This window comes from Rhizobium sp. BK008, assembly GCF_014197345.1.
GTDB classification, from domain to species: domain Bacteria; phylum Pseudomonadota; class Alphaproteobacteria; order Rhizobiales; family Rhizobiaceae; genus Rhizobium; species Rhizobium anhuiense.
This window is the reverse complement of record NZ_JACIFK010000006.1, coordinates 77,831-104,100: the sequence shown is the minus strand read 5'-3', so window position 1 is coordinate 104,100 and position 26,270 is coordinate 77,831. Positions and strand designations below refer to the sequence as shown.

The window sequence follows — 26,270 nt, the reverse complement described above, 5'->3', positions numbered from 1 at the left end:
GATCATGGTGAGCACCTTGCCCGTTTCGCTGGAGGACATCCGTGCGGCGGCGCGACGGATTGCCGGCCGCGTGACCACCACTCCGATGGTGCAGTCCGCGTCGCTTGGCGAATTGGCCGGCGTGCCAGTGCATCTCAAGCTCGAACATCATCAGACGACCGGCAGCTTCAAGCTCCGTGGGGCGACCAATGCGGTGCTGTCCTTGTCGCCGGCGCAGCGCTTACGTGGCGTCGTCGCAGCCTCGACCGGAAATCACGGCCGTGCGCTTGCCTATGCGGCAAAGGCCGAAGGTGCCGTTGCGACCATCTGCATGTCGCGGCTGGTGCCGGAGAACAAGGTTTCGGAGATCCGCCGTCTCGGCGCCGATGTCCGCATCGTCGGCGTATCGCAGGACGAGGCGCAGCAGGAAGTCGACCGGTTGGTCCGCGAGGAAGGGTTGGTGATGGTGCCGCCCTTCGACCATCCCGATGTCGTGGCCGGGCAGGGGACGCTGGGGCTTGAAATCATCGACGACTTGCCGGAGGCGGCGAGCGTGCTGGTGCCGCTCTCGGGCGGCGGCCTTGCGGCGGGGCTTGCGGCCGCGGTCAAAGCCATCAGTCCGACGACCAAAGTGATCGGCCTGACGATGGAGAAGGGTGCCGCGATGAAGGCAAGCCTCGATGCCGGGCAGCCGGTGCAGGTCGAGGAAGTGGCGAGCCTTGCCGACTCGCTCGGCGGCGGCATTGGTCTCGACAACCGCGTCACCTTTGCCATGTGCCGCGAACTTCTCGACGACGTCATCCTGCTGACCGAGACGGAAATCGCCGCCGGCATGCGCCATGCCTATGCCTGCGAACGCCAGGTCGTCGAAGGCGCGGGCGCGGTCGGTATCGCCGCGCTGCTTGCCGGAAAAATCAGGGGCGGCGGTCCCATCGTCGCGATCTTGTCCGGGGCGAATGTCGACATGGAGCAGCACCTGCGGGTGATCAACGGGACGCAGCCGCTCTACGGCGAGGAGGGGCCATGAGCCGGATGATCATTCTGACGGAAACGGAACTGAGGAAAGTCATCGGGCTTGACCGAGATGCGGTCGCCTGCATCGAGGAGGCTTTCGCAGCGCTTGCGACCAAGGCCGTCGCCATGCCCCCGATCCTGCGGCTCGACATTCCGGAATATCGGGGCGAAGTCGATGTGAAGACGGCCTATGTGCCCGGCATCGAGGGCTTCGCGATCAAGATCAGCCCCGGTTTCTTCGACAACCCCCAGATCGGCCTGCCGAGCACCAACGGCATGATGGTGCTGCTGTCGAGCCGGACCGGACTGGTGCAGGCACTGCTGCTGGACAACGGCTATCTCACCGACGTGCGCACCGCAGCAGCCGGCGCTGTCGCGGCGAAACATCTGTCGCGCCAAAATGCGTCCGTGGCCACGATCTTCGGCGCCGGTATGCAGGCGCGGCTGCAGCTCGAAGCGCTGACGCTGGTGCGGCCGATCCGCGAAGCAAGGATATGGGCGCGCGATGCCGCCAAGGCGCAAGCCACGGCTGCGGAATTGGCCGGAAAACTCGGCTTTCCCGTAATCGCGACATCGGACGCCAGGGGAGCAGTGACCGGCGTCGACCTCATCGTCACCACCACGCCGTCGGAAATGCCGATCATCAAGGCGGGGTGGCTGGAACCCGGACAGCATCTGACGGCCATGGGCTCGGATGCCGAACACAAGAACGAGATCGATCCGGCCGCCATCGCCGGTGCCGGCCTCTACGTCGCCGACAGCCTGAAGCAGACACGGCGCCTCGGCGAGCTGCATCATGCAATCGATGCCGGCCTAGTCGCGGCCGATGCGGTCTTCGCCGAACTCGGCCAGATCGTCGCCGGCCGGGCGCCGGGGCGGACGGATAACGACCAGATCACCATTGCGGACCTGACCGGGACCGGCATTCAGGACACCGCCATCGCCACCCTCGCCTTTGCCCGAGCCGGCGCGGCGAAGGCCGGGACCACGTTCGAAAGCTGACCGGCGCGGCGCCGGAAAAGAAGGGAAGAGACATGACCCAGCCCAACCTCAAATTCTCGCTCGGCGAATATGCCGCGCGGCTGGAAAAGACACGGCGTGCCATGGAGGCGAAGGGCGTCGACCTGCTGATCGTCAGCGACCCGTCGAACATGGCCTGGCTCACCGGCTATGATGGCTGGTCCTTCTATGTGCACCAGGCGGTGATCGTGCCGCCACAGGGAGAGCCGATCTGGTTCGGCCGCGGCCAGGATGCCAACGGCGCCAAGTTCACCGCCTATCTGAAGCATGACAACATCATTGGCTATCCCGATCACTATGTGCAATCGACCGAACGCCATCCGATGGATTATCTCTCGGGCATCTTGACCGAACGCGGCTTCGGCAAGCTGACGATCGGCGTCGAGATGGACAATTACTGGTTCTCGGCGGCGGCCTTCGCGGCGCTGCAGAAGCACCTGCCGAATGCGCGCTTCGTCGATACGACCGCCCTCGTCAACTGGCAGCGCGCGGTCAAGAGCGAGACCGAAATCAAGTATATGCGCAATGCCGCCCGCATCGTCGAGGCGATGCATGCCCGCATCTTCGACAAGATCGAGGTCGGCATGCGCAAATGCGATCTGGTCGCGGAAATCTATGATGCCGGCACCCGCGGCGTCGACGGCATCGGCGGCGATTATCCGGCGATCGTGCCGCTGCTGCCGTCTGGCGTCGAAGCATCCGCACCGCATCTGACCTGGGACGACCGGCCGATGAAGACGGGCGAGGGCACCTTCTTCGAGATCGCCGGCTGCTACAACCGCTATCACCTGCCGCTGTCGCGCACCGTCTTCCTCGGCAAGCCGACGCAGGCCTTTCTCGATGCCGAAAAGGCGACGCTGGAGGGCATGGAGGCCGGTCTTGCGGTCGCCAGACCCGGCAATAGCTGCGAGGATATCGCCAACGCCTTCTTCGCGGTGCTGAAAAAATACGGCATCGTCAAGGACAACCGCACCGGTTATCCGATTGGCCTTTCCTATCCGCCGGACTGGGGCGAGCGCACCATGAGCCTGCGACCGGGCGACCGGACGGAGCTGAAGCCCGGCATGACCTTCCATTTCATGACCGGCCTCTGGCTCGACGACATGGGATTCGAGACGACCGAGAGCATCCTCATCACCGAGAGCGGTGTCGAGTGCTTCGCGAACGTGCCGCGCAGGCTGATGGTCAAGGATTGAGGCTGCGATGACAGAGATTGGCTTGCGACCGTCACCGATCAGCGCGACGGTCAATTTCGCCGCCGAGGGCGTCCAGCACGGCTTCCTGCGGCTGCCCTACAGCCGCGACGATTCCGCCTGGGGATCGGTGATGGTGCCGATAACGGTCATCAGGAACGGCAAGGGGCCAACGGCTCTTCTGACCGGCGGCAATCACGGCGACGAGTATGAAGGACCGATCGCACTCTTCGATCTTGCCCGCACGCTGAAAGCTGAGGAGGTGAGCGGCACTGTCATCATCGTGCCGGCCATGAATTATCCGGCATTCCAGGCGGGAACCAGGACCTCGCCGATCGACAGGGGCAACATGAACCGCAGCTTCCCGGGCCGGCCGGACGGCACGGTGACGGAGAAGATCGCCGACTATTTCCAGCGGGTGCTTCTGCCGATGGCGGATCTCGTCCTCGACTTCCATTCCGGCGGCAAGACGCTCGATTTTCTGCCGTTCTGCGCGGCCCACATCCTGGCGAACAAGCAACAGGAGAAAAAGGCCTTCGAATTGGTGACGGCCTTTGCGGCCCCCTATTCGATGAAGATGCTTGAGATCGATGCGGTCGGCATGTACGACACCGCCGCCGAGGAGATGGGCAAGATCTTCATCACCACGGAACTCGGCGGCGGCGGCACCGCCACGGCCAAAAGCGCGGCGATTGCCAAACGCGGCACCTTCAATGTGCTGCGCCACGCAGGGATCGTCGCAGGCGCCGTCGAGACCGGCCCGACGAGCTGGCTCGATATGCCGGACGGCCGCTGCTTCTCTTTCGCAGAGGAGGGCGGGTTGATCGAGCCTGTCATTGATCTCGGTGAAGCCGTGGCCGAAGACGCCGTCGTCGCGCGCATCCATCCGATCCGCCGGACCGGAATGGCGCCCCGCGAGATCCGCGCCGGCATGAACGGCATTCTCTGTGCCCGGCATTTCCCGGGGCTAGTCAAAGCAGGCGACTGCGTTGCCGTCGTGGCGATCGTTACGGACTGAGGTGGGAAGGGCGGCCCTTCCCTTTGCCGCGGACGCGTCAGGCCGCTTTCTGCGATCTTGACGGGCTGGCGGCCGCGTCGATCTGAAAGCGGCTGACGACCCCTTCCAATGTCTGCGTCTGGCTGCCGAGCGCCCGGCAGGCCGAGGCGGTTTCGACGGCCATGGCGGCGTTGCGTTGGGTGACCTGATCCAGAGCGTTGACGGAGGCGTTGATCTCGCCGATCGCCACCGCCTGCTCGGAGGACACCGAGACGATGCGGGCGATCAGACCGGCAACCTGCTCGACCTGTCCTTCGATTTCCAGAAGCGCCTTGCCGGTGCGGTTGACGAGCTGCACCCCGGTGGAGACCTGAGACGAGGAGGTGGAAATCAGCGCTCTGATCTCCTTGGCGGCGTTGGCCGAGCGCATGGCGAGTTCGCGCACTTCCTGGGCAACGACGGCGAAACCCTTGCCCGCGTCGCCCGCGCGGGCCGCCTCGACCCCGGCATTGAGCGCCAGAAGATTGGTCTGGAAGGCGATTTCATCGATGACATTGACGATGTCGCCGATCTGGGAGGACGAACCTTCGATCCGTTCCATGGCGGCGATCGCTTCGCGAACGACGGCCGCCGAATGTTCGGCGCTGGTGCGGGTCTCGGTCATCATGCCGGTTGCCTTGCCGGCATGATCGGAGGCGTCTTTCGCCTTGGCATTCATCTCGTCGAGCGCGGCTGTGGCCTCTTCGAGCATCGCGGCCTGCTGTTCCGTGCGCGAGGCAAGGCTGTCGGCGGCATCGGTGATGCCGGCCGAGGAACTGCCCACTTGCTTGGAGGTCTGGGCGATCTCGGCCATCGAAGCGCAAAGCGCATCCATGCTGTCGTTGAACTTTGCGCGCAAAGTTTCGTAGGCCGTGGCGAAGGGCGTCGTGATGCGGCAATCGAGATTGCCGTTCGATAGCTGTTCCAGGCCGTATGTCAGCTGGGCGATCACCGTTTCGCGGATCTGTTCCTCAGCGGCCTTTTCGGCCAGCTGGCTGCGCTCGCGCTCGAATTCCGCGTCGCGAAGTGCGGTCTCGCGCTTCTGCGCGTCCTGCCGTTCGAGCGCATTGCGGCGGAATACCGCGACGGCCTTGGACATGGCGCCGATCTCGTCGGAACGGTTGGCATAGGGAACTTCGGTCGAAAAATCGCCTTCGGCGAGGTTGCCCATATAGGCCTTCATACCGTCGAGCGGCACGATGGCGCGACGGCGCAGGAGATAGAGGCCGATCAGCAGCAGGCCGAACGAGCCGAAACCCGCAGCACCGGCATAGATCGTCCAGGTGACGATTTCCGAAGCGGCATTGCGCTCCTCGCCCTTCAGGAAGGCGTCGGAATTGGCAACGAGTTTCTCGACCGCATCCTGATGCGAATGGAAGGCAACGCGCAACTGCTCGATCGCACCATGCGCCTTGTCTTCATCCTTGGCATTCAAGGCGGGGATGATCTCGCGGTTCATCACCCCCCAGAATGCATCGCCCTTGGCGATGACATCGTTTTCAAGCTCGTCCTTCAACGCCTGCGGCAGCCGGGTGGTTTTCCAATACGCGCGGCGGTCGTCGTAAGCAGCCTTGAGATTGGCGATCTTGGCAAGATTGGTGTCTGTGAGTTCGGGAAATTTGCTCGCCTCGAAGGAGAGCATGTAGGATTCGACCACGAACAGCGGCGGCGGTAGAATATCGGCAATCAAATCCTTGCCGTAGACGACCTGCTCGTAAACCGGACCGTTGACCTTCAGCCGTTCGAGCGCCGACTGCTGCAATCCGATCGACATGAAAAGACCTACTGAAACGGCGACGCCGAACGCCACCAGACTGCGAGCGATGGTGAATGCCAAGACTGTCTCCAAATAACTTTTGGCCTCTCTACTTCGAGAGACCTGATCTACGTACGGCATTATTTGGCAAGAACACTGAAATATGGTTAATTCTTATGAGGTCGGAGCTTAGCCAGCTCTTTCAGGTCTGGGGCAACCGTCCAAAATTGGGTTGATAGGTTGAAGCGGTGGTATCAAACCATCATCAGCCATCATGATGGCTCAAGGCGACATCACATTCATCGTGAAGGAGATCAGCTTGGCTGCCCTCAGCTTTCCGTACGAAGTGCAAAAGCGCGTGATCTTGCTCGCCGTGAAAACGGCTCGATAGCCGCCATAGTCACGCGGACCTTTGAATTGGACGAGATAGGCGAAGCTGGACGGGAACCGGCGGTGTCCTTCCATGCCAGGCTTTCGCGGGGACGGACATCGGTATTGAAGCCCCGATCAACGAAGGCCGGCAGCATTGGATGGGCATCGAGCTTTGAATCTTCTCGATACCAACGGTTCTGCGTTTCCATGAAAGCTGAACGCTTCAGGGGATGACATCCGCGGTGTCGAGCAGACCGAAGCCCAAGGATATCCTATCGCGGCGTCGAGGTTATCGCGGATAGCGTTGTCAAGCGATTAGCTTCTGAATGGGTCGATCGGCGCGCCGTCAAGCGTCTTTCAGGCCAATCGCATGAGCATTTCATTCAGGTCGCTGATCTGGCGGAGCAGTTCGACCAACTTGTCCGTATCATCTTGGCTGAGCCGGCCCGTTCCGGCGCTGCTCTGCCAAAGATGTTGAAATTGTTGGCTCGTCTGGCGCGCGCTGCTCATGATTTCGATGATTTGCGCGCGGTTTTCCCAGGTTGCAACGACGGTCGATTCGTTCATTTCCATCGACACGTCCGGTTCGCGTTCCAGCAAAAGCAATTCCTGATTCCTCTTGGCGACGGCGGGTTGGTTCGGCAGTCAGCAGCGATTGAAAATCAAACGATTGTCTGTCGGGTGTGGGGCGAACCCGATAGACAATCGGCAAGTCCTTCTTGGGAACCCAAATCAGGAATCGCAAGAGCAATAAATGGGAAATTTTCCCATATGTCAATCTGATTGATGGCGCGTTAGCGCGGAACTGGAGGATCCGTAGGCGGTGGACCGCGGCGCAAGGGGTCTTGCGGCGGCGGACCCCGCCTGTTCGGATCAGGATAATCTCCGCCAGGCCCGCCTCTGCCGAAAGACGGATGGCCACGCTCTGGCCCGTCTGGAGGACCATCCGGCGGGCGAGGACCAAAGCCGTCTGGGCCTTGCCTGTCCGCAAAGCCCGTCATTCTGCTTGAATCGCGAACGGTGACGTCGACAAATCCATGGCCATCGGGAGACATTCGCATCGAGCCGTAAGGCGCTGAGCCCCCAGGTCCTGCGCCAGCTCCGCCCTTTTCTGCGGGTTTGAAGGTCTCGACGTTGACGACGCCTCGTTTCAGACCCGGCACCACAGGTTCGGCCTGAATGCGTATAATGACCGATCGATTGGCGTCCGTCCTGAGACGCACGACGGTTTGCTTGCCGACCAAATGTGCTTGCGCCTGCCCGAGCGAAAGGCCGCCGAGCAAGACGCGATTGCCGCTCCTTACGGGGACACCGCGAACATGGGCGCCATCGGAAACGGCGCGATGCTCGATGCGTCTGGCAATGATGGTGCCATCCGGTTTGCGGATGCCGAACACGGCGACCCGCTTGCCCTTTCGTAAGCCCTTCGTGACCAAACCGGTCGTGTCGACGGTTTGCGACAGGATGGTCATCCCGGTCTTACCCATCTCGTCGATGCGGCCCTGGACCTCGCTGATGATCGCGATGCGGGCAGCACGCTTTCCTGCCAGCAGCACACGGACGACATGACCGACCTTCATCGCGCTTGCAGGCGCGCGTCGTCCATCGATGTCGATCGGCGTCGTCGCACTGAACGGTATGTGGATGTTGTTGACGATGATGCTGCCAAAACCCTGGATGGTTCCGACGATGCCGGTTCCGCCGATACCGTGGTCTTCGTTCTCTCCACCTGCAATGGAAAGACCGGAGCCGCCGATGCCATGGTCGCTGGTGCCTGTCGGCTGCGCGGCGGTCATCGCTGGCATCAGAACCTGGAGCGCTATTCCGCCCAGGAGAAACTGTCTTCTAGAGATCGTTGACGGGCTCATGCGTCAGTCTCCGTCTCGGAAGCGGCGGCTGCCGGAGGAACTGCGTCACCCTCCTCGGTCATGACATAGACGCCCGTGATCCAGCGGCTGTTGCCGCCGGGATCGTCCTTGATGGCCTGATGCGCGATCTTGTTGAGTTTCAGGAGCAGCGCCATCCCTTCCTTGCGCCCAATCTCGTCGAGCCGGGCTGCCAGCGCTGGAGATATCCCGTCATAATGAACGGCGCGTTCGAAATAGGGAGGAGGGTCGTTCATCAGATTCATGACCGAAGCCTGGACGTGGTCACGAAGGTTGCGGGTAAAATAATGCCGGCGAGCTTCGTCCCCGGCATTCGGGACGATCGATGCGAGGTTGAGCTGGATCCAACCGTTCTGATCGACAACGACAATGTCTCTGTCCAGCCACTCGTCCAGGATCGAGCGAGGATGGACGTCCTTGGTGATGTCGCTCACCAGGCTTTCGAATGACGGACCGCCATCGCTGGATGTGCGGGGCAGGGCGCTCGGCCTATCCTCCGCATCGCAATAGAGTGGATCGGCAAGCCATCTGGCCAGAATGCGGCTCGTCTGCGAGACGCTCACGGTGAGAAAGGATGTCGTCAGGGCCTGTCCACGCAGCCGGTTGACGTCCTTGCGGTGGATGCCGGTCAGAAGCGAGATACGGCTATCCGTCTGCTGTTTGTTCGGCAGCGTAAATTCGTTCTCCGCAACCTCGATATAGAGGCGGCGAAGAATGGCCGAAAAAGCAGTGAAGTTGAAGCCGGAGGCGAGAGCGAGTTTGACCAGCGGGCGAAGCACGCGGACGAGCATGGCCTGCAAGGTCTCTTCGGAGAATGGAAGCTTCGCGCGCGGCTTTGACATCAACAATACACTCGGTCCCTGAAAGACCATTGCCGGCAGACTTCGACAGTCGCCCTCCATCTCCCTATGGCAAAGTCCAGACTGCCGCAACGGACAAGCCACATGCAAGACCAGCCTATGCCATGCTCCCGGGCGGCGCGGCCGTTGTCACGCCGCCTTCGAGACGAGATTTAGCGTGGTCCGTTAATGAGTTACCGGATGCGGCTCGGGTGAAAGCACCGCGCCATGGCGCCAGTCGATCAGCCGGTCGATACGTGCAATCTTGTGGAAAACCTCGAAGACATCGAATGACGCGCCTTTCTCGATGTGGCCGGCCAAGAGCTCGCAAAGCTCGAATATTTCGGGCGGCGTGCCGGTCATCTCGACGCCGTCATCGGTGAAAACGCCTGATCGCGGCCATGCCCGCGGCTGTTGTTCGTCGAGTTTGCAGCCGACGAAAGGGATTGTATCGATGATGCCGGCAGCGAGCGCGAAGGCGGCTTCCGTCACGATTTCGGAGCAATCCGTGCTCGGCTGTTTGCTTAAGGCTGGTATCTGCAAGCGCTTGAACTCCTTCATGTCAGATCCGTCAGAGGTAATTGACCAAACTCAGGCCCTGGAGTTTCGAGACGAGCGTATAGGCCGTTTCCAGTTGCGTTTGCAGTTGGTTGACGAGTGTCGACGCCTCATAGACATCCACGCCCTGGAGATCGACGAGCTTTCCCTGAAGCAGGGTTGATTGAGCGTCGAGGGCGTCATTTGCCTTTTCGACCCGCTCCTGCGAGAGGCCGAGCTCGCTTTGCTGCGTGACGATGCCGGCCGTTGCCTGCGCCGCATAAGCGATAGCCTTGGATGCAACGGTGCTCTGCGCATCGGATGCGAGATCCTGACCGAAGAGGGACGACACGACGACGGATGCAAGCGCGAGATAACGCATGCCTTCCGAATTCGCGTTGGTGGACGAGGTGATGGTTTCCGATCCGCTGATCCGGCTTGTCATGTCGGTGCTCGAGGCAGTCGACCAGCCGTCTGCAGAGTCCGTCCAGGCGCTCTCGGAAAACATCGGCTCGACCGTGTCGGTGATGAATGTGCCGATTTCCTCGCCCGTCAGCTCGTTCACGTCTTTTCCGAGGCCGGTTGCATAGTCGCTCAGCGCCGTCACGATCGTATCCGAGACCGTGGAAGTTTGGTCCGTCACGGGCTGGCTGTCGAGGTTTGTCCCGCCAAACAGGAACTCGCCGTTGACGGCCGTATTCGCCGTCGAGATCAGTTGCGAGACCGTGGAGCTCGCTGTCTGCAAGGCGACGGCGATACTCGTCGTATCCTGGCTCGCCTGAAGCGCGGTCAGGTTCGAAACCAGGCTGTCGCCGGCATCCTTGAGGTTTGAAAGGGCCGTCTGCGACGCGTCCATGCGCAATGCGACGACGGAATTGCTCGTTTGAAACGACGCGGCCTGGTTGATGGCGCTGGTGAGGTTGAGCGACTTTGCAGCGCCGGCACCAAGGGCCGTGCCGATATCGCTGTAGGTTCCCGTCGTTGCCTCTGTCGAAGCGCTCTGCAGCTTCGACTGGGACTGGCTGATGGTCAGCTTGAGAACGTTTTGCATCGCCGATGATGAGACAAAAGATGCTTTCATGACTAGCTCGCTATGTCGAGGAGCGACTTGAACATGTCGTCGATGACGTTCAGGATTTTCGTCGCCGCTTTGTAGGATTGTTCGATGTCGAGAAGCAGCGTCAGCTCCTCGTCGAGGTTCACGCCCGCTTCATTGGAATAAGCCTCGTCGGAGCGCGACAGGGCCGCCGAAGTGGTTTCGGAGGCCGTCGTCGCATCGCTGCGATATTGCTCGAGCCAGCCGATGGAGGCGCTGGCATAGTCCGTCAGGCTTTGCGTCGTGGAGAGGCCGGCATCGGAAGAGAAGGAGCGCTGTTCCGTCAATGCCTCGTACAGGGCGTCGAGATTGTCCGAGAAGCCGCTGTCTCCCGACGTATTGAGATCGGTGATGCCGCTGATCGTTCCATCGCGCAGCTTCGTCGCATCACCGCCCTCGCTCGTGACGACGGCTGTATTGACCGAGATGGTGGACGCGATCCCGGTGATATCGTCGGTGTCGGACGGCGTTGTCCCGGTTGCGCCCGATGCTGTCGTCCACACGAAAAGTCCGGGTGCGCTCGTGCTGCCGTCGGTTTCGGAGAAGATCTGGACGAGCGATTTGGCGATCTCGTCGAGCTGGGCCTGGAAGGTCGGGGCGACCTCGTCGCGAAGCTGCAGCAATGACTGCAGGCTGCCCGAGGCAGTGGTCGTCGATCCTTCGCCGGCGTCGAGCGCAACCCCGTCTATGTAGACGGAATTGCCCTCCGTTCCCGCGACATAGGTTGCTGTCGAGGTGAATGAGACGGTGCGCGGTACGGTCTCGAACAGCACGGTGCCATCCGAGGTGTAGAGCGCCATGTCGTTATTGCTGCGGACGACGGAATTGACGCCGACGATCGAGGAGATCTGCTTCAAGAGCTTTTCGCGCTCGTCGAGCGCCGAGGATGTATCCGCGCCGGTCGATGTCGCCAGTTTGACTGCGTTGTTTGCCGTCTCGAACTGCGACAGCAGCGTATTCAGCGTCGAGACCTGCGTGGCGATTTCCGCGTCGGCCTCTGTTCTGATCGACTGAACGCCGTCGCTTGCGGTATTCAGCGAATTGGCAAGATCCTGCGCGGCGGTGACGGCCGATTGTGCCGCGGTCGTGCTGCTCGGCGAGGTGCCGAACGTCTGGAGCGCCTGCTGGAATGCCGCGAGATAAGTGCTTGGCGAGGTCTCGTAGTCATTGCCGCCCACCAGCGACTTCAAGCTTTCAAGGCCGGTCAGCAGCGTTTGCTGGGCGCTGTCCTTGGAATTCGTCTGCAGGTACTGAGACAGAAGCGCGGTTTCCTGCGCCCGGCTGATGCTGACGACCTGCGCGCCGGACAGGGATGTCGTGATCGACGCTTCCCGTCTCACATAGTCGGAGTTTCCTGCATTGGCGATGTTCGTCGAGACGACGCTGCTTTGCTGGCCGGTATTGTTGAAGATGCTTTGTGCGCTGTTTAAGGCGGAGGTGAGCGACATGCCGACGCCCTCCCTATCGTTTCAGATTGACGAGGACATCCATGATATCGGAGCCGGTCTGGAACACCTTCGAATTGGCGGTATAGCTGCGCTGCGCTTCGATCATCTCCGTCAGTTCGCCGGCGAGATCGACGTTCGAGCTTTCGAGAGCGCCGGACTGGATGGAGCCGAGGCCGTTGGTCTGCGGGAAGCCGGTGACCGTCACGCCGGACATTCCGTTGGCGGTGTAGACGTTGCCGCTGAGCAGCGTCAGATTGTCGGGGCTTGCGACCGTCGCGAGAGGAATCTGGTAGAGAGACTTCGTCGTGCCGTTGGCATAGGAGACCGACACCACACCATCCGTGCCGATCGAGACCGCACTCACAGCGCTCGCGGCCTGGCCGTCGGCCGAGCCCGTCGCCGAGAAGTCGGAGGCGAGCTGGGTGAAATCCGAATAGTCCATGGTGATCGTCTGTGCCGTCGTCGGATCGACGATATCCGTGTCGGTCGCCGAGGTGAGCTGTCCGTCGGCGTCGAAGGAGAGCGTCGCGACGCTGACGGCGTCGGAGGAGTAGGGGAAGGACGTCGTGCCGCCGGTGGTTGCGTCGGCATTGCGATAAACCGCGACCTCCCAGGTGCTTCCGGTGACCGCGCCGCTCGAATCCGTCGTCACACCGGTTTTGGTGAAATAGTAGTCGTATTGGACGGTAGCGCCGAGGCTGTCATAGGCAACCAGCGACATTTTCTGCGTGTCGTCGGTAACGCTCGACGTGTTGGCGCTCGGCAAAGTCGTCGTATCGGTAACGACGGTCGCTTCGGAGTTCAGGTTGCCGCTGAAATAGGCGCTGCTCGAGGCAACGGCGCTCAATCCCGACTGGGACACGTTGACCGGCACCAGGCCGTCAAAACCGTTGACGACCACCGCCGGCACGCCGGAATCATAGGAATATCCCATCAGCGTGTAGCCGGCGCCGTTAACGAGATTGCCGTCGCTGTCGACAGAGAAGTCGCCGGCCCGGGTGAGCACCGGCGTGCCGTCGGCACCTTGCACGATGAAGAACCCGTCTCCCGAGATCGCCAGGTCGTAATCGGAGGTCGTGTAGGAGATGTCGCCCTGTTCGGAAATCGCCTGGCGCACGGAAGTCTGGACGCCGCCGGAATTGTAATTACCCGACGAAGACGGCAGGACCAGCGACGAGAAGGACGTGGAAACGGCCTTGTAGCCGGTGGTGTTGGCATTGGCGATATTGTCGGAAACCGTGCTGAGCCGGTTTGCCTGGGCGCTCATGCCGGAGACGGCGGTTTTCATGCTTCCAAAAATGCTCATGGCTCGATCCTTTAAGGTTTGGGAACATGCCATGTGACGAAAGGCTTCCAGAGCCCGGATGGCGGGCGCACGACATCGCTGGCGCCGGGCAAAAGCCGACACCGGTCGATGATCTGATTGTCTGGACTGACCCCGTGATGGCGATAGGCGCTTCGGCTCATCCGCGCGCTGGTTATCCGTGCGCCTGTGACGGCGCACACTTCGAACGTTTCCATATTTCGGAAGCGACCCGACTGAAGGCTCTGCCGGCTCAACTGCCGGGTCGCTTAAAACCGTCTCATTGCAGATCCTCCAGCGACCGCAATGGCGACGGCTTAACGACCGTCAGCTCGTGGACTGTGCAGACAATGAACCGGCGCCTGACGTGTCGAGCAGACTAAAGAGCTGGCTCGCCTGGCTTTCGGTGACGTCATCCGGCTTACCCGCCATGAATTCGTCCAATGTCACGAGCCCGTCGCCGTCCGTATCGAGATCGGAGAGCAGGGATGCAAACTGGTCGTCGTCATCGTCACTGGACGACGGCGGCGGTCCTTCGGGGCGTTCCGACTGCTGAGCGGACATGGCCTCGGTCAGCGTATCGACCGATAGCGAGCCGGCACCTTCGCTGTCGAAGCTGTCGAACAGCGTGCCGGCCTGCTCCTCGCTCACATCGGACGGCCGACCTGCAACGAATTCGGCTTTGCTTACCTGCCTGTCGCCGTCGGTATCGAGATCGGAGAGCAGGGATGCAAGATCGTCATCGTCGGAAGGTGGCGGGGGTGGCGGCCCCTCGGCACGTTCCGACTGCTGGGCGGACATGGCTTCGGTCAGCGCATCGACCGATAGCGAGCCGGCACCTTCGCTGTCGAAGCTGTCGAACAGCGTGCCGGCTTGATCCTCCGACACATCGGACGGCCGGGCTGCGACGAACTCGGCCTTGCTGACGTAGCCGTCGCCGTCGCTGTCCAGCTGCGCAACGTCCATGTCTGCGCCGCCGTCCTGCTGCTCGCTGGAAGCGGACTGATCGGCGAGGCCGTTCATCGTCAGCGACATCAACTGCGACATGAGTTTCTCAGCGCTGTTGGCCGCGTCTTCGCTGAGCTGCTGGGTTGTGGTTGATTTTTTTGCCGAAACCGTATTACAGGATAGGACGTCCTGGGACGCTGACGTCGAACTCTTGCTATAGGAATAGGAAGACATTGACGTTGCGGCGGAAATGGTCGTCATAAGCGCTCCATCGCTAGAGGGTGGGGATGCAACGCATTACAGAACTTATGAGTTCTCTAAATCGAAATTACTAATGCCACAACCGAAAAAATCGTCCCTCAGAAATCGCAGTCTCCTTTCTGCGGGCGTCGGCTTGTGCTTCGATGAGGCGGTCTAGATCATCATGGATGTTGCCGACGATGCCGCAGATGAGCCGCGCAAACGGGGCCGGCCGAAAGTCTCCAGCGACGATGACAAGCGCGTGCATATCGTCGAGATTGCCCGCCGCGTTTTTGTAAAATACGGCTACGCCGGAAGCACGACCGCGGTCGTCGCCACCGAGGCGGGTGTTTCGAAACAGACGCTCTACAAGCTGTTTCAGAGCAAGGAAGAGCTGTTTGCCGCCGTGGTCGGTGCTCATCGGCGCATGATGCTCGACCTGCCTCGGCCTCCGGAAGATCTCTCGATCGCCGAGAGCCTTGAACGCATCTTCATGATCGACATGGATGAGGACAAGGATGCCGATCGTGCCGGTTTCCTGCAACTCGTCTTTCGCGAAGCGGGGCAGTTTCCCGAACTCGTCGACATTCTGCAGCGCGAAGGCATGCGTGCCAGCCGGCAGCAGCTTGCCGACTGGCTGAGCGACCGCAGGGCCGAAGGCAGGCTGTCGCTTGATGATCCGACCAGCGGAGCCCGCATGCTGATGGATATGATCTTCGGTGGCATGGGGCCGCCGGAAGGGCGTGCTCAGGCCTGGCCCGACCGGGCGGCACTGCTTGCCCATCTCCGGCGCTGCATTGCAATCTTTGCCGCGGGCGTCGGCGCCGCGTGACCCGATAAAGCCGCGATCCCTCGGCTTTCGACGTCCTGTTGCATTTTCGAAGAATTATAGTACCATGTGGTTCTATTAAATTGATTCGGCCGCATGAATGCGGTCCGTCAGCGCCATGAACGGCGGCAACATCTCAGCAAACATGAAAAGTTTCAACCGTGGCGGCCGGCAGGCTTTCGCGCGCGCATGCTCATGAAAGGGACAGGCGTTGGTTTCCACCTATGTGAGCTACCTCTCGGTCGCCAGAAATCTGAGCGCCAGTCTCTCGAGTGTGGCTTCACAGGCAACGGTTTCCCGCGACAGTGACTACTACAAGGAAAACATCGACAAGGTCACGACGGTCGATGAATTCATGGGCGATTACAAACTCTACTCCTATGCCATGAAGGCATACGGGCTAGAGGACATGACCTATGCCAAGGCCTTCATGAAGAAGGTGCTGGAAAGCGACCTCAGCGATTCATCGAGTTTCGCCAACACTTTGAGCGATAGCCGCTATGCCGAATTCGCCGCCGCCTTCAAATTCGGGGGCGAGACGAAGACGGCGCAGTCAGACGTGCAGCGGGACAATCTGCTCGATGCCTATGAGGAATCCTTCGACACCGAGGCGGACGACATCACGGATGAGACGGATTATTTCGAAGAGAATATCTCGTCGATCACCTCGGTCGATGATTTCCTGTCGAGCTCCAGACTGAAGAACTATGCGCTGACGGCCTTCGGCCTCAGCACCGAATACACGTCCAGCAGCTTCCTGAAGCAGGTTTTGACGAGCGATCTGGATGATGCCGACAGTTTCGTCAACCAGCTCGGCGACGACGTCTATGTCAGCCTGGCAAAGGCCTTCAACTTCAACGAGGATGGCTCGACCGACGGCGATGTGATGTCGGAAGACCAGATCTCGCTGGTGACGAGCGGTTATGCGGTGGCCTCGTCGACGATCGCGTCCACGGAAACCGGGGAGGCCTACGACACCTATTTCGCTGCTGAAATTGGCAACATCACCTCCGTCGACCAATTGATGAGCGACGACAAGCTGGTCGGCTATCTCAGGATTGCCTACGGCCTTTCCGACGACGAATCCGACAGCTACATTTCGGCGGCGCTGAAAAGCGCCGACATCGCCGAAGCGATCGGTTTGTCCGACCTGCACGCGGCCTTCAATTTCGACGAGGACGGCGCGCTTGCCGATGGCGACACCGCCCAGACCTCGGACCAGACCGCCACGACCACGGCAGCCTTCGATGAAAATTATGAAGTGCTGGTCGCCAATACCAGCACGGAAGACGCCACCGACAACTATACGACGCGCATCGCCAGCGTCACCTCGATCGATGATTTCCTCGTGTCGAATGCCGATGACGACGATGACGACAACGACGATCTCCCCGAGCTGTGGGAAATGGCGTTGCGCGCCTATGACATAGATCCCGACAGCGTTTCGAGAAGCGAGGTCCGGAAAATTCTCGAAAGCGATCCCACGGACTCGAAAAGCTATGTCAACAGCCTGAACGACGACCGGTTCGTAGCCTTTCGCAAAGCATTCAACTTCGACGACAATGGTGACGTCACCGTTCCCTTGCAGGCCATGTCGGAATCCGTCGTCGACGACTACGCCGCCTATTACAAGCAGAACAAGATCCGATACCTCGAAGGCGACGAGCTGACCGAGGCGACCGACGCGGCGAATGACGAGATCACCTATTTTCGCGAGCAGATGGCGACGATCACGACGGCCAGTGAATTTCTGGCCGACGATCGCCTGGTTAGCTTCGCGCTTGAGGCGAAGGGGCTCGACCCGGACGATGTCACGTCGGACGAACTGAAGAAGATGTTCTCTTCCGATCTCGACGACGAAGATAGTTATGTCAACAAGCTGGACGACAGTCGTTTCGCCGAACTCGTCGGCTCGTTCAATTTCGATCAGGACGGCAATATTTCCGCCGATCCGACCGGGACCGTGCAGCAGCGCGGCGACGTGCTGGAAACGATCGACTCCTATGTCAGGCTGACGCTCGAAGACGATCAGGGCGACAGTAACACCGGCGTGCGCCTTGCCCTCTATTTCGAACGCAAGGCGCCGGAGATCTCGAACGCCTATGACATTCTGGGCGACAGCGCGCTCTTCGAGTTCTTTACGACGACCTTCAACCTGTCCAGTTACGTCTCGAATATGGACGTCGAGAAGCAAGCCGAGATGGTCAACAATTTCATCGACATGGAGGATCTGTCGGATCCTGACAAAGTCGACGATCTGATCCAACGCTTCACCGCCATGTATGACATGGCCAACGGTACGGGCACCACGTCGTCCGCCCTTTCGATCCTGACCGGCTCGTCGACAATAAGCGCAGATACGCTGCTTGCGGTGGCGCAGTTGAAAAGCAGCTGAGCGGCCTGCAGTGCGCCGTTCCCGGGGAGGCTGCATCGCTGCCCGCGGCAGGGCCGGCCGCCGGCTGTCTTTGCCCGGATGCGCCTGATGAATGCAGCGCTGGTTGAAAATAAAATATACTGCACGTCACATTCATAATTAAATCCCCGTTAATGAGCATAAGCGAATATTCGCAAAATGGCTGGATCGACAGCGATGAATCTAGGAGGATTTGCGAGTGAATATTCTTGATCGTGGTGCAAATGCTGTCGCTGTTCTTGCGGCTCTATCGAATTCGCAAGCCATGATCGAGTTTGATTTGTCGGGCAAGATCCTCACCGCAAACGAAAACTTCTGCAGGGCGCTTGGTTACGAGTTGAGGGAGATCGTCGGAAAACATCACAGCATGTTTATCGAACCTTCCTATGCATCCTCGGCAGAATACAAGGCCTTCTGGACGAAGCTGTCAGCCGGAAAATTCGATCAACAGCAATACAAACGTCTCGGCAAAGGCGGGCGCGAGGTCTGGATCGAAGCATCCTACAATCCGGTGTTCCGTCGCGGGAAGCCGGTCAAGGTCATCAAGATTGCAACCGATATCACCGCGCAGAAGCTGAAATCTGCCGAGCATGCGGGCAAGATCGACGCATTGTCCCGGGCTCAGGCGATCATCGAATTCACGCCGGCCGGCGAAATCCTGACCGCAAACGACAATTTCCTGACCGCGCTTGGTTATTCGCTTGCCGAAATCCAGGGCAAGCATCACTCGATGTTCTGCGAAAGCGACTATTCCAAGTCGGAGGCCTACAAGGAATTCTGGCGGAAACTTGCGGGCGGCCAACTGGTTGCCGACGAATTCATGCGTGTGGGCAAGGGCGGACGGAAGGTTTACATCCAGGCTTCCTATAATCCGATCTTCGACCTGAACGGCAAAGTGTTCAAAGTCGTGAAGTTCGCAACCGATGTCACGGCGCGTGTCGAGAATGTTGAACAGCTCGCCCGTTGCCTGACGAATTTTGCAGATGGCGACCTGTCGCAGACGATCCAGAAGCCTTTCATTCCTTCGCTGGAACGGCTGCGCACCGACTTCAACAGCGCTTCGGAAAAGTTGAAGGACGCGATGGCAACGGTGGCCGAAAATGCCAAGGCGATCTCGGCCGGTTCCAACGAAATCCGCACCGCCGCCGACGACCTGGCAAAGCGTACCGAGCAGCAGGCGGCATCCGTCGAAGAGACGGCGGCCGCCCTTGAGGAAATCACGACGACGGTCAAGGATTCGAGCCGCCGCGCCGAGGAGGCCGGTCAACTCGTCTCCCGCACCAAAGACCATGCGGAACATTCCGGCCAGGTGGTTCGTGATGCGATCGGAGCGATGGACCAGATCGAAACCTCGTCGCGCGAAATTTCCAATATCATCGGCGTCATCGATGAGATTGCCTTCCAGACGAACCTCTTGGCGCTCAATGCCGGCGTAGAGGCGGCACGGGCAGGGGAGGCCGGCAAGGGTTTTGCGGTCGTTGCTCAGGAGGTCCGGGAGTTGGCGCAGCGGTCGGCGAAAGCTGCAAAGGAGATAAAGAGCCTGATTACAGCCTCCGGTTCTCACGTCGCAAAGGGCGTCGCCCTCGTCACGAATGCCGGATCCGCGCTTCAGGAAATCGCCAGTCAGGTTCACGACATCAACACCAATGTCACGGCGATCGTGGAGGCGGCGCGCGAGCAATCGACGGCGCTCGGCGAGATCAACCAGGCCATCAACACCGTCGACCAGGGAACGCAGCAGAATGCCGCGATGGTCGAGGAACAGACGGCTGCGAGCCATGGCCTCGCACGCGAGGCCGCCGCACTTTTCAAGCTTCTTGAACAGTTCCGTTTCGACGATGCTCCGATATCGAGACTTTCATCCACGCAGGCGGATCGTCATGTGCCCGCACCGACGGCTTTGAAAGTTGTTCGTACGTCGCCCGCCGCGTCCGTCCAGCGCGGGTCGGCCGCCGCCGCGCTGAAGTCTGATTGGGAAGAATTCTGATCAACCCAGAAATTGCTGTCGGCGGCAAGTTCGTCCGCTTCCATGATCCATGAAGGGTCTCACTCCGCGTCACGCAGCACTGCGAGGAGTAAGGTCGCATGTCCCTTACCGAAGATGAAAGATTAAACCTTCTCTACGAGGCAAGCATTCTCGATACACCGCCGACGACAGAGTTCGACGCTATCGTCCGTCTGGCCTGCAATATATTCAACATGCCGATGGCATTGGTTTCGTTCGTCGACGAGCAGCGGCAGTGGTTCAAGGCCCAGCAAGGCTTCACTTTGAAAGAGACGTCACGCGAGCATTCCTTTTGCGGCCATGTTGTGGAAACAGGGTTGCCGCTCGTCGTTGAAGATGCCGGCAAAGATTCCCGCTTTTGGGAAAACACGTTCGTGAACGAGTGTTCCGTCCAATTCTACGCGGGCGTTCCGCTTTTGGAAGGGGAGACCTGCTACGGCAGTTTTTGTGTCCTCGATACGAAGACCCGCCGTTTCGGCGATCGGGATCTCGAACAGCTCCGGAACCTGGCAAGCGTCGTCGTGGGCCTGATTCGGGAGCATCGTCAGCAAAGCCAGCTGAAAGAGCAGCAACGTGAACTGGAGTTGAAGCAGGCTCGGTTCGAACAGACCGAGCGCTCTGCCAAAGTCGGTGGCTTTGAGATGGATCTCAGCACCGGCACGATCATCTGGTCGGACCAGATTTATCGCACTGTCGGATTGCCGGTCGGTAAACGAATGACCTCGGAGGAGGTGATCGGCTGCTATGCTCCGGAAGAGCGCGACGGCGTCAGGCGCAGGATTCGCGGTCTCCTGAATGGCTCGGAGATCGGCGTTGACAAAGAGTATCGCATCATAACGCCAGAAGGCGAAGAACGATGGATTCGCGTGGTCAGCGATATCGAACACCTGCACGGTGAGCCAAAACGATTGTTCGGCATCGTTCAGGATGTTTCCGAAAAAGTGCGCTACGAGCAACGTTTGCTCCAGGCGGCAAATGCCGATCCCCTGACCGGGCTTGCCAACCGGGCGGCATACAATGCTCATATGGAGAGGCTCACAGCGACGGACGCCGCCTCCATCGGTTTGCTGCTGGTCGACGTCGATCGTCTGAAGCAGGTGAACGATATCCTGGGCCATGCGACCGGTGACCTGCTGCTGAAAGGCGTGGCATCCCGTCTGGACGAGCGCTTGGGAAAGCGCGGAAAGGTCTTTCGCCTCGGCGGCGACGAATTCTCGGTTGTTCTGGACGCACCCGCAAACGCGCGGGTAATGCGTTCACTCGCGCGACACCTGATTGAATATATCGGCCGCCCTCTGGAGGTCGCGGGATCAACGATAAATCCCACGATAACCGTGGGAGGCGCGATTTCGGAAGGTGAAATGGATGCGGCGACGCTTTCGCAAAACGCAGACTTCGCCCTGTATCACGCCAAGGAAACACGGCGTGGAAGCTACGTTCAATATGAGCCCAGCCTGCGTTCGAGGATAGCCCATCGCATTCAGATCGTCCGAGAGGTGGAGTTGGCGCTTACCGAGCATCGAATGGTGCCGCATTATCAGCCAATCGTGAGCTGCGCCGACGGTCAGGTATGGGCGTTTGAAGCGCTGGTGAGAATGCAACGTCCCGATGGATCAGTCGTATCGGCGGCGCAATTTCATGAAGCCTTCACGGACTCGAGTGTTTCCCATCACATTACGACATGCATGCTCGATCATGTCGCGACCGATATCTGCAAATGGATGGACCGGGGGCTGAGTTTCGGACGGGTTGGCATCAATGTCAGCGCCTCTGATTTCATGAGGGGTGACCTGGAAAGCCGCATCGTTGGTGCGTTCGCGTCGAGAGGCATTCCGCTCGATAAGCTCGTGCTCGAAGTGACGGAAACCGTCTTCCTGCAGGGCTTGGAAGACACTGTTGCAACAACGCTGCAACGTTTGCGGAAAAGAGGCTTGGCCGTGGCGCTCGATGATTTCGGGACGGGCTATGCATCGCTGACACATTTGCGGAGCCTGCCCGTCGATATCATCAAAATCGACAAGAGCTTCATCGACACCATGCTCGTGGATGAATCGAGCCTCGCAATCGTAGAACTGGTGCTCAACCTGGCGCGGAAGCTCGATATGAAGGTCACGGCGGAAGGTGTCGAAAGCCATCGGCAGGCAATGTGCTTGCTGGAAATGGGCTGTACTACCCTCCAGGGCTATTTGTTTAACAAGCCGATGGACCGCGAACATGTGGGCAGCTACCTATCTGCATCAAAGCCACATTGCACGGAGATTTCAGGAGAATCGCGGACGGGTCTGCTGCTCTTCGGATAGTCATCAAGATGGCGTGTCGAACTTGGTGCGGGGCCGTCCCCGCGCTCCTTTGCGCCATCGGGACGGGCCTGAGATAGCGTCCACATCAGCAGATCAGCGTGCTTCGAGCTTGTCCAGGTTGGTATGGATGATCTTCAGCGCCGATTTCAGCCAGGCCACCTCCGCCTCGCTGAACGTCTCGACGCCGACCGCCTCGAATTCTGCTGCGAGCGGCATCAATTTCTGCACCAGCGCATCGCCCGAGGGGGTCAGCGCAATCGAAACCGTGCGGCCGTCGTCGGGCCGGGTGCGCGACACCAGTTCCTTCTTCTTCATCACAGTGACCAGGCGCGACAGGGTGGAGAGCTCGACCGTAACCATGGGGCTCAGATCTGTCAGCCTTTGCGGTCCCTCCTGCTTCAGGATCGCAAGGACGCGGTACATGGGCAAGGTAACGTCAAAATCGCCCAGCCGCTCCGAAAAAAGCTCCCCCATGCGCACGCCGACGCGATTGAGAAGATAGGGAAAGGATCCGGTAAATCGATAGGACATTTTCGCTCACAACTATTGCATCCGCACTGAATAGCGTTAGGCGAGGGCATGTGCAATCAAAAGTCGCGTTCGTCAGGACAAATGAAAGCCGGCCTCATCGAGGCCGGCCATGGTCGCGGGCGTGCTTGCCTTAGCTAGTCAGTGCACGACGACGTCTCCCTTTTCGGTCGTGCCATGGAGGAAGGTGAGGGCCGTCAAAGCGCAGCCGACCACGGCCGCTATGGCGAAGATGTAGAAGTTCCACTCCGGTGCGAGGCCCCGCTGCAGCACTGCGCCGCCGATCAGCGGCCCGGCCATGCCACCAAGGCGGCCGACCGCAAGCGAAAATCCGAGCCCGGTTCCGCGGATCTGGACTGGATAGAAGCGGCCAACCAGAACATTCGAGAGGATCTGGGTTCCGATCGTTCCAGCGCCGGCAAGAGCGACAAGCGCGTACATGAAAACACCCTGCTTCAGTGTGAGCATGTAGATCGCCCCCGCGCCGATGGCGAACAGCACGGCGACAGTCATCTTCACATGGCCCCTATCGGCAATCCGGCCGGCAATGACGATACCGATGGCGGCGCCGACATTGAGCATGATCGCAAACAGCAGCGCCGAACTGATGTCGTAGCCCATTTTGTTCATGATGGTCGGCAGCCAGTTCACCATGCCGAAAGTCAGCAACAGAGAGCAGAAGTGAATCGCCCAGGCATTCAGCGTCAGCGCAAGCCGCCCTTCCGCAAACAGCGCCCGTACGCCCTGTTTTTCCGAAGTTGTCGGCTGGTGCGGAACCCGTTCCAGGCCGAAGCTGTCGCAAACGGCGTCGGCCTCGGCGCGGCGGCCCTTGGCGGCGAGCCAGTCGGGCGATTCGGGCAGTGATTTGATCAGGAACGGCAGTGCCAGCAAAGGCGCGCCGCCAATGATCATCAGGGGGCGCCAGCCGTAATGCTCAAGAAGAAGCATGCCGAGAATGCCGGAAAGGATGCCGCCCAGCAGATAGCCCATGAAGGACAGGGAGTTGGCCAGCGCCTTCCGTTTGGTGGGCGAAAATTCGAGAATGAGCGCGGTCACGGTCGGCAAAAGTGCGCCGAGCCCGAGCCCGCTCAGGAAACGCGTGGCCGCGAAGACCGGGAAGTTCGGAGCAAGCCCGCTGGCGATCATCATGAAGGAAAAACTGGCGAGGCTGCCGAGAACGACTTTCTTCCGGCCGATGCGATCGGCGAGCGTCCCGGCGATTGCCGCGCCCAGCAGCATGCCGAACAGGGTCAAGGCGGCGGCACGGCCGACGAGGGATGGATCCAGCGCCCATTCCGCCTGTTTGAGTAGCGCTGGTGCGATCACCCCGTAGACGACCAGGTCATAGCCGTCGAACAATATCATGAAGCCGCACATGGCAATGACACTTGCCGTCGTTTTGGTCTGCGCCACCATGGCGCTCATTTCCTGCGAAGACATGGCTCCTCCTCCGTGATCTCGCTTTGAAAAAGGCTTCAGCTGTCCTGGAGCCTAGAAAATCAAAGATTACCTCCGTCGTCATCGGGCTTCTGAACGGCGCGCTTGGCACGCTGCCCGATAATCCTCTCCCACCCGACGCGTAAGACTATAGAATATTGCAAATGCAAATATTGCAATAGAAAATATGGTGCGATCAAAATTATCTTCCGGCAGGCGGTGGGAACGCATCTGCAGGTTATCCAATCGCAGGTCTCGTCATCACGAATAGGAAACTATTTGCGTTGACAATAATTGCAAATGCAAATAAATGTTGGAAATCGGAATGGGAGAGAGATCATGCAGATTTTATCCGATGGAGTGGTCGGCGCGAATTTTCGTGCCGCAATGCGCAAATTTCCAGCGACAGTGACCGTGATCACGGCGGTGAAGGACGGTATCGACCATGGCATGACGGTCACGGCGGTCACCTCCGTTTCCATGGATCCGCCCTCGCTTGTGGTCTGCCTTAACAACAGGACCCTGCTGCACGAAATGCTGCTTTGTCAGCCGGATTTCGCGGTGAATGTCCTCAGTCACGCGCAGCGGCCGCTGTCTGAGGCATTCGCCGGCAAAGTCGAGCCGCATGCGCGCTTCGGACTGGCGAACTGGCGGCGGCACGAAGCCGGAATGCAGCTCCTCGACGGCGCCAACGCCAATGTCGTCTGCCGCCGCATGGCGGCCGTGCCCTACGGCACTCACACACTTTTCATTGGGCAGGTCGTTCACGCGACCGTCGACCCCAACACCATACCGCTCATCTACGAGGACGCCCGCTACTGCGTCTCGCAGCCGGCGGCTTGATCCCGCCAAGGAGGAGAATATGAAGCTTGAGATCATCGAAGGCGGGGCCGATAATATCGCACGCCCCATTCGCGGCGCTGTGCTGAAGGACCGCATCCTGCCGCTCCTGCCGGCCTTCAAGGACCGTGCGCAGGCAACCGAAAAGGCACGCCGGGTACCGGCGGAAAACATCGCAGCTCTTCGCGCTGCCGGTTATTTCGATGCGGTCAAGCCGGCCGCTTATGGTGGCGCGCCCGGGCCCTTCGCCGATCTCGTCGACGCCAATCTCGAACTGGCCTCGGCCTGTGCCTCAACCGGCTGGGTCGCGGGTCTTCTTGCCGCTCATCAATGGCTGCTCGCAATGTTTCCGAAGGCCGCGCAGGATGACGTCTGGGGCAAAAATCCGGATGCGCTTCTCTGCGGCTCCTATGCGCCCGCCTCCTTGGCCGAGGCCACCGAAGACGGTTATCGGCTGAACGGCCGCTGGGCTTTTGCCAGCGGCTGCGAGAATGCCGACTGGTCGCTCTGCGCCGCCGTCCTGCCCGCTGAAGGTGACAGCAAGCCGGTTCCGGCCTTCCTGCTGGTGCCTGCGACGCAGTATGAAATCGAAGACACATGGGATGTCGCGGGACTGGCGGGCACCGGCTCCAAGACCCTCATTCTCGCCAATGTCGTTGTGCCGAAGCATCGCGTGCTCACTTTCCCGGAGGCCACCAGCGGCCGGACGCCGGGCGCCGGCCTCTATGCCGACAAGGGCCTTTTCAACATGCCGCTTCTCACCGGCATTCCGTCCTGCCTCGCTTCCGCCGCTGTCGGCGCCGCGAAAGGCGCGTTGGAAAGCTATGTCGCATCAACAGGTAGCCGTGTGACCCGGGGGGCGGTCGCGGGCGGCAACAGCCGCATGGCAGAATTTGCGACAATCCAGCTCAGGGTGGCGGATGCCGCTGCCAGCGTCGACGCAGCCCGCGAGATCCTGCTCCGGGATGTGGCGCGCGCCGAGGAGCTGGCGGGTTCAGGACGAGAATTCACCATCGAGGACAGATTGCTCAGCCGGCGCGGCCAGTCCTTTGCCGTCACCCTGGCGCTCCGGGCCGTCGAAGCCCTGAACGCTTCCACCGGCGGACTTGGCCTCAACATGGACAATCCGGTTCAGCGCGCCTGGCGCGACGCCAACGCCGTCGGCCGTCATATCAGCATGAACTGGGACGCCGTCGGCACGATGGTCGGCCAGCACATGCTCGGCCTCGAGCCCAAGGGTCAATATTGAAA

The 26,270-nt window shown here is 60.2% G+C and carries 21 protein-coding genes and 1 pseudogene; 11 read left to right on the top strand and 11 right to left on the bottom strand.

The genetic code is table 11. From position 1 onward, the window contains the following. Positions 1-4 precede the first annotated feature (4 nt). Genes eutB through doeB form a run of 4 tightly spaced genes read left to right on the top strand, consistent with a single transcriptional unit; the run spans position 5 to position 4,224 of the window. Entirely contained in the window at positions 5-1,006 is a 1,002-nt protein-coding gene (eutB, locus tag FHT69_RS22760; RefSeq protein ID WP_097596212.1) for a hydroxyectoine utilization dehydratase EutB, read from the top strand. After that, complete coding sequence (gene eutC, locus FHT69_RS22755; protein WP_183906007.1) at positions 1,003-1,995, top strand: ectoine utilization protein EutC; 993 nt, start codon at positions 1,003-1,005, stop codon at positions 1,993-1,995. Before eutB ends, eutC begins: the two co-directional genes overlap by 4 nt. A gap of 32 nt (positions 1,996-2,027) precedes the next feature. Further along, on the top strand, positions 2,028-3,209 hold the full coding sequence (gene doeA, locus FHT69_RS22750) for an ectoine hydrolase DoeA (RefSeq protein WP_097596214.1): 1,182 nt from the start codon (positions 2,028-2,030) through the stop codon (positions 3,207-3,209). 7 nt (positions 3,210-3,216) lie between these two features. Beyond that, positions 3,217-4,224: a N(2)-acetyl-L-2,4-diaminobutanoate deacetylase DoeB gene (gene doeB / locus FHT69_RS22745; RefSeq protein WP_168333746.1), complete on the top strand. Its 1,008-nt coding sequence runs from the start codon at positions 3,217-3,219 to the stop codon at positions 4,222-4,224. Between the two features lie 37 nt (positions 4,225-4,261). Here the strand turns inward: doeB and FHT69_RS22740 are convergent, their stop codons facing one another. Further along, the gene (locus tag FHT69_RS22740; protein ID WP_168333747.1) at positions 4,262-6,079 is read right to left on the bottom strand and encodes a methyl-accepting chemotaxis protein; all 1,818 of its coding nucleotides are present in this window, start codon (positions 6,077-6,079) and stop codon (positions 4,262-4,264) included. 216 nt (positions 6,080-6,295) lie between these two features. On the opposite strand from FHT69_RS22740, the pseudogene FHT69_RS34330 reads away from it, so the two are divergent. Then, positions 6,296-6,546, top strand: a pseudogene (locus FHT69_RS34330) (plasmid stabilization protein). Between the two features lie 181 nt (positions 6,547-6,727). Here FHT69_RS34330 and FHT69_RS22735 read toward each other — a convergent pair. The 8 genes from FHT69_RS22735 to FHT69_RS22700 form a co-directional block, all read right to left on the bottom strand. Beyond that, positions 6,728-6,976: a hypothetical protein gene (locus FHT69_RS22735; RefSeq protein WP_047619707.1), complete on the bottom strand. Its 249-nt coding sequence runs from the start codon at positions 6,974-6,976 to the stop codon at positions 6,728-6,730. A 188-nt stretch (positions 6,977-7,164) separates the two neighbouring features. Next, positions 7,165-8,238 (bottom strand): DUF5666 domain-containing protein, encoded by a 1,074-nt coding sequence (locus tag FHT69_RS22730; protein WP_183906006.1) that lies wholly within the window; start codon positions 8,236-8,238, stop codon positions 7,165-7,167. Further along, complete coding sequence (locus FHT69_RS22725; RefSeq protein ID WP_168333749.1) at positions 8,235-9,128, bottom strand: DUF6502 family protein; 894 nt, start codon at positions 9,126-9,128, stop codon at positions 8,235-8,237. Before FHT69_RS22725 ends, FHT69_RS22730 begins: the two co-directional genes overlap by 4 nt. A gap of 153 nt (positions 9,129-9,281) precedes the next feature. After that, the gene (locus FHT69_RS22720) at positions 9,282-9,656 is read right to left on the bottom strand and encodes a hypothetical protein (protein ID WP_063473689.1); all 375 of its coding nucleotides are present in this window, start codon (positions 9,654-9,656) and stop codon (positions 9,282-9,284) included. 10 nt (positions 9,657-9,666) lie between these two features. Continuing rightward, positions 9,667-10,713, bottom strand: coding sequence for a flagellar hook-associated family protein (locus tag FHT69_RS22715; RefSeq protein WP_168333750.1), 1,047 nt, complete (start codon positions 10,711-10,713; stop codon positions 9,667-9,669). Positions 10,714-10,715: 2 nt separating this feature from the next. Next, on the bottom strand, positions 10,716-12,176 hold the full coding sequence (gene flgK / locus FHT69_RS22710) for a flagellar hook-associated protein FlgK (RefSeq protein WP_183906005.1): 1,461 nt from the start codon (positions 12,174-12,176) through the stop codon (positions 10,716-10,718). Between the two features lie 13 nt (positions 12,177-12,189). Beyond that, positions 12,190-13,482 carry a flagellar hook protein FlgE gene (locus FHT69_RS22705; RefSeq protein ID WP_127431839.1) on the bottom strand — a complete coding sequence of 431 codons (1,293 nt, stop codon included), beginning with the start codon at positions 13,480-13,482 and terminating at the stop codon, positions 12,190-12,192. Positions 13,483-13,806: 324 nt separating this feature from the next. Then, entirely contained in the window at positions 13,807-14,688 is an 882-nt protein-coding gene (locus FHT69_RS22700; RefSeq protein ID WP_183906004.1) for an EF-hand domain-containing protein, read from the bottom strand. Between the two features lie 163 nt (positions 14,689-14,851). Between FHT69_RS22700 and FHT69_RS22695 the strand changes: the two genes are divergently transcribed. The 4 genes from FHT69_RS22695 (at position 14,852) to FHT69_RS22680 (ending at position 22,214) form a co-directional block, all read left to right on the top strand. Next, positions 14,852-15,499 (top strand): TetR/AcrR family transcriptional regulator, encoded by a 648-nt coding sequence (locus FHT69_RS22695; RefSeq protein ID WP_183906003.1) that lies wholly within the window; start codon positions 14,852-14,854, stop codon positions 15,497-15,499. 208 nt (positions 15,500-15,707) lie between these two features. Further along, positions 15,708-17,891, top strand: a complete 2,184-nt coding sequence (locus tag FHT69_RS22690) for a DUF1217 domain-containing protein (RefSeq protein WP_183906002.1) — start codon at positions 15,708-15,710, stop codon at positions 17,889-17,891. A gap of 217 nt (positions 17,892-18,108) precedes the next feature. Then, on the top strand, positions 18,109-19,896 hold the full coding sequence (locus tag FHT69_RS22685; RefSeq protein WP_183906001.1) for a methyl-accepting chemotaxis protein: 1,788 nt from the start codon (positions 18,109-18,111) through the stop codon (positions 19,894-19,896). Between the two features lie 98 nt (positions 19,897-19,994). After that, complete coding sequence (locus FHT69_RS22680; protein ID WP_183906000.1) at positions 19,995-22,214, top strand: EAL domain-containing protein; 2,220 nt, start codon at positions 19,995-19,997, stop codon at positions 22,212-22,214. A 93-nt stretch (positions 22,215-22,307) separates the two neighbouring features. On the opposite strand, the gene FHT69_RS22675 is transcribed toward FHT69_RS22680, so the two are convergent. Next, positions 22,308-22,745 (bottom strand): MarR family winged helix-turn-helix transcriptional regulator, encoded by a 438-nt coding sequence (locus FHT69_RS22675; RefSeq protein ID WP_183905999.1) that lies wholly within the window; start codon positions 22,743-22,745, stop codon positions 22,308-22,310. A gap of 138 nt (positions 22,746-22,883) precedes the next feature. Then, positions 22,884-24,182 carry an aromatic acid/H+ symport family MFS transporter gene (locus tag FHT69_RS22670; RefSeq protein WP_183905998.1) on the bottom strand — a complete coding sequence of 433 codons (1,299 nt, stop codon included), beginning with the start codon at positions 24,180-24,182 and terminating at the stop codon, positions 22,884-22,886. A 336-nt stretch (positions 24,183-24,518) separates the two neighbouring features. Between FHT69_RS22670 and FHT69_RS22665 the strand changes: the two genes are divergently transcribed. Both FHT69_RS22665 and FHT69_RS22660 read left to right on the top strand, forming a co-directional pair. After that, on the top strand, positions 24,519-25,022 hold the full coding sequence (locus tag FHT69_RS22665; protein ID WP_183905997.1) for a flavin reductase family protein: 504 nt from the start codon (positions 24,519-24,521) through the stop codon (positions 25,020-25,022). A gap of 19 nt (positions 25,023-25,041) precedes the next feature. Beyond that, positions 25,042-26,268, top strand: coding sequence for an acyl-CoA dehydrogenase family protein (locus FHT69_RS22660; RefSeq protein WP_097545071.1), 1,227 nt, complete (start codon positions 25,042-25,044; stop codon positions 26,266-26,268). The last annotated feature ends 2 nt before the right edge of the window (positions 26,269-26,270 follow it).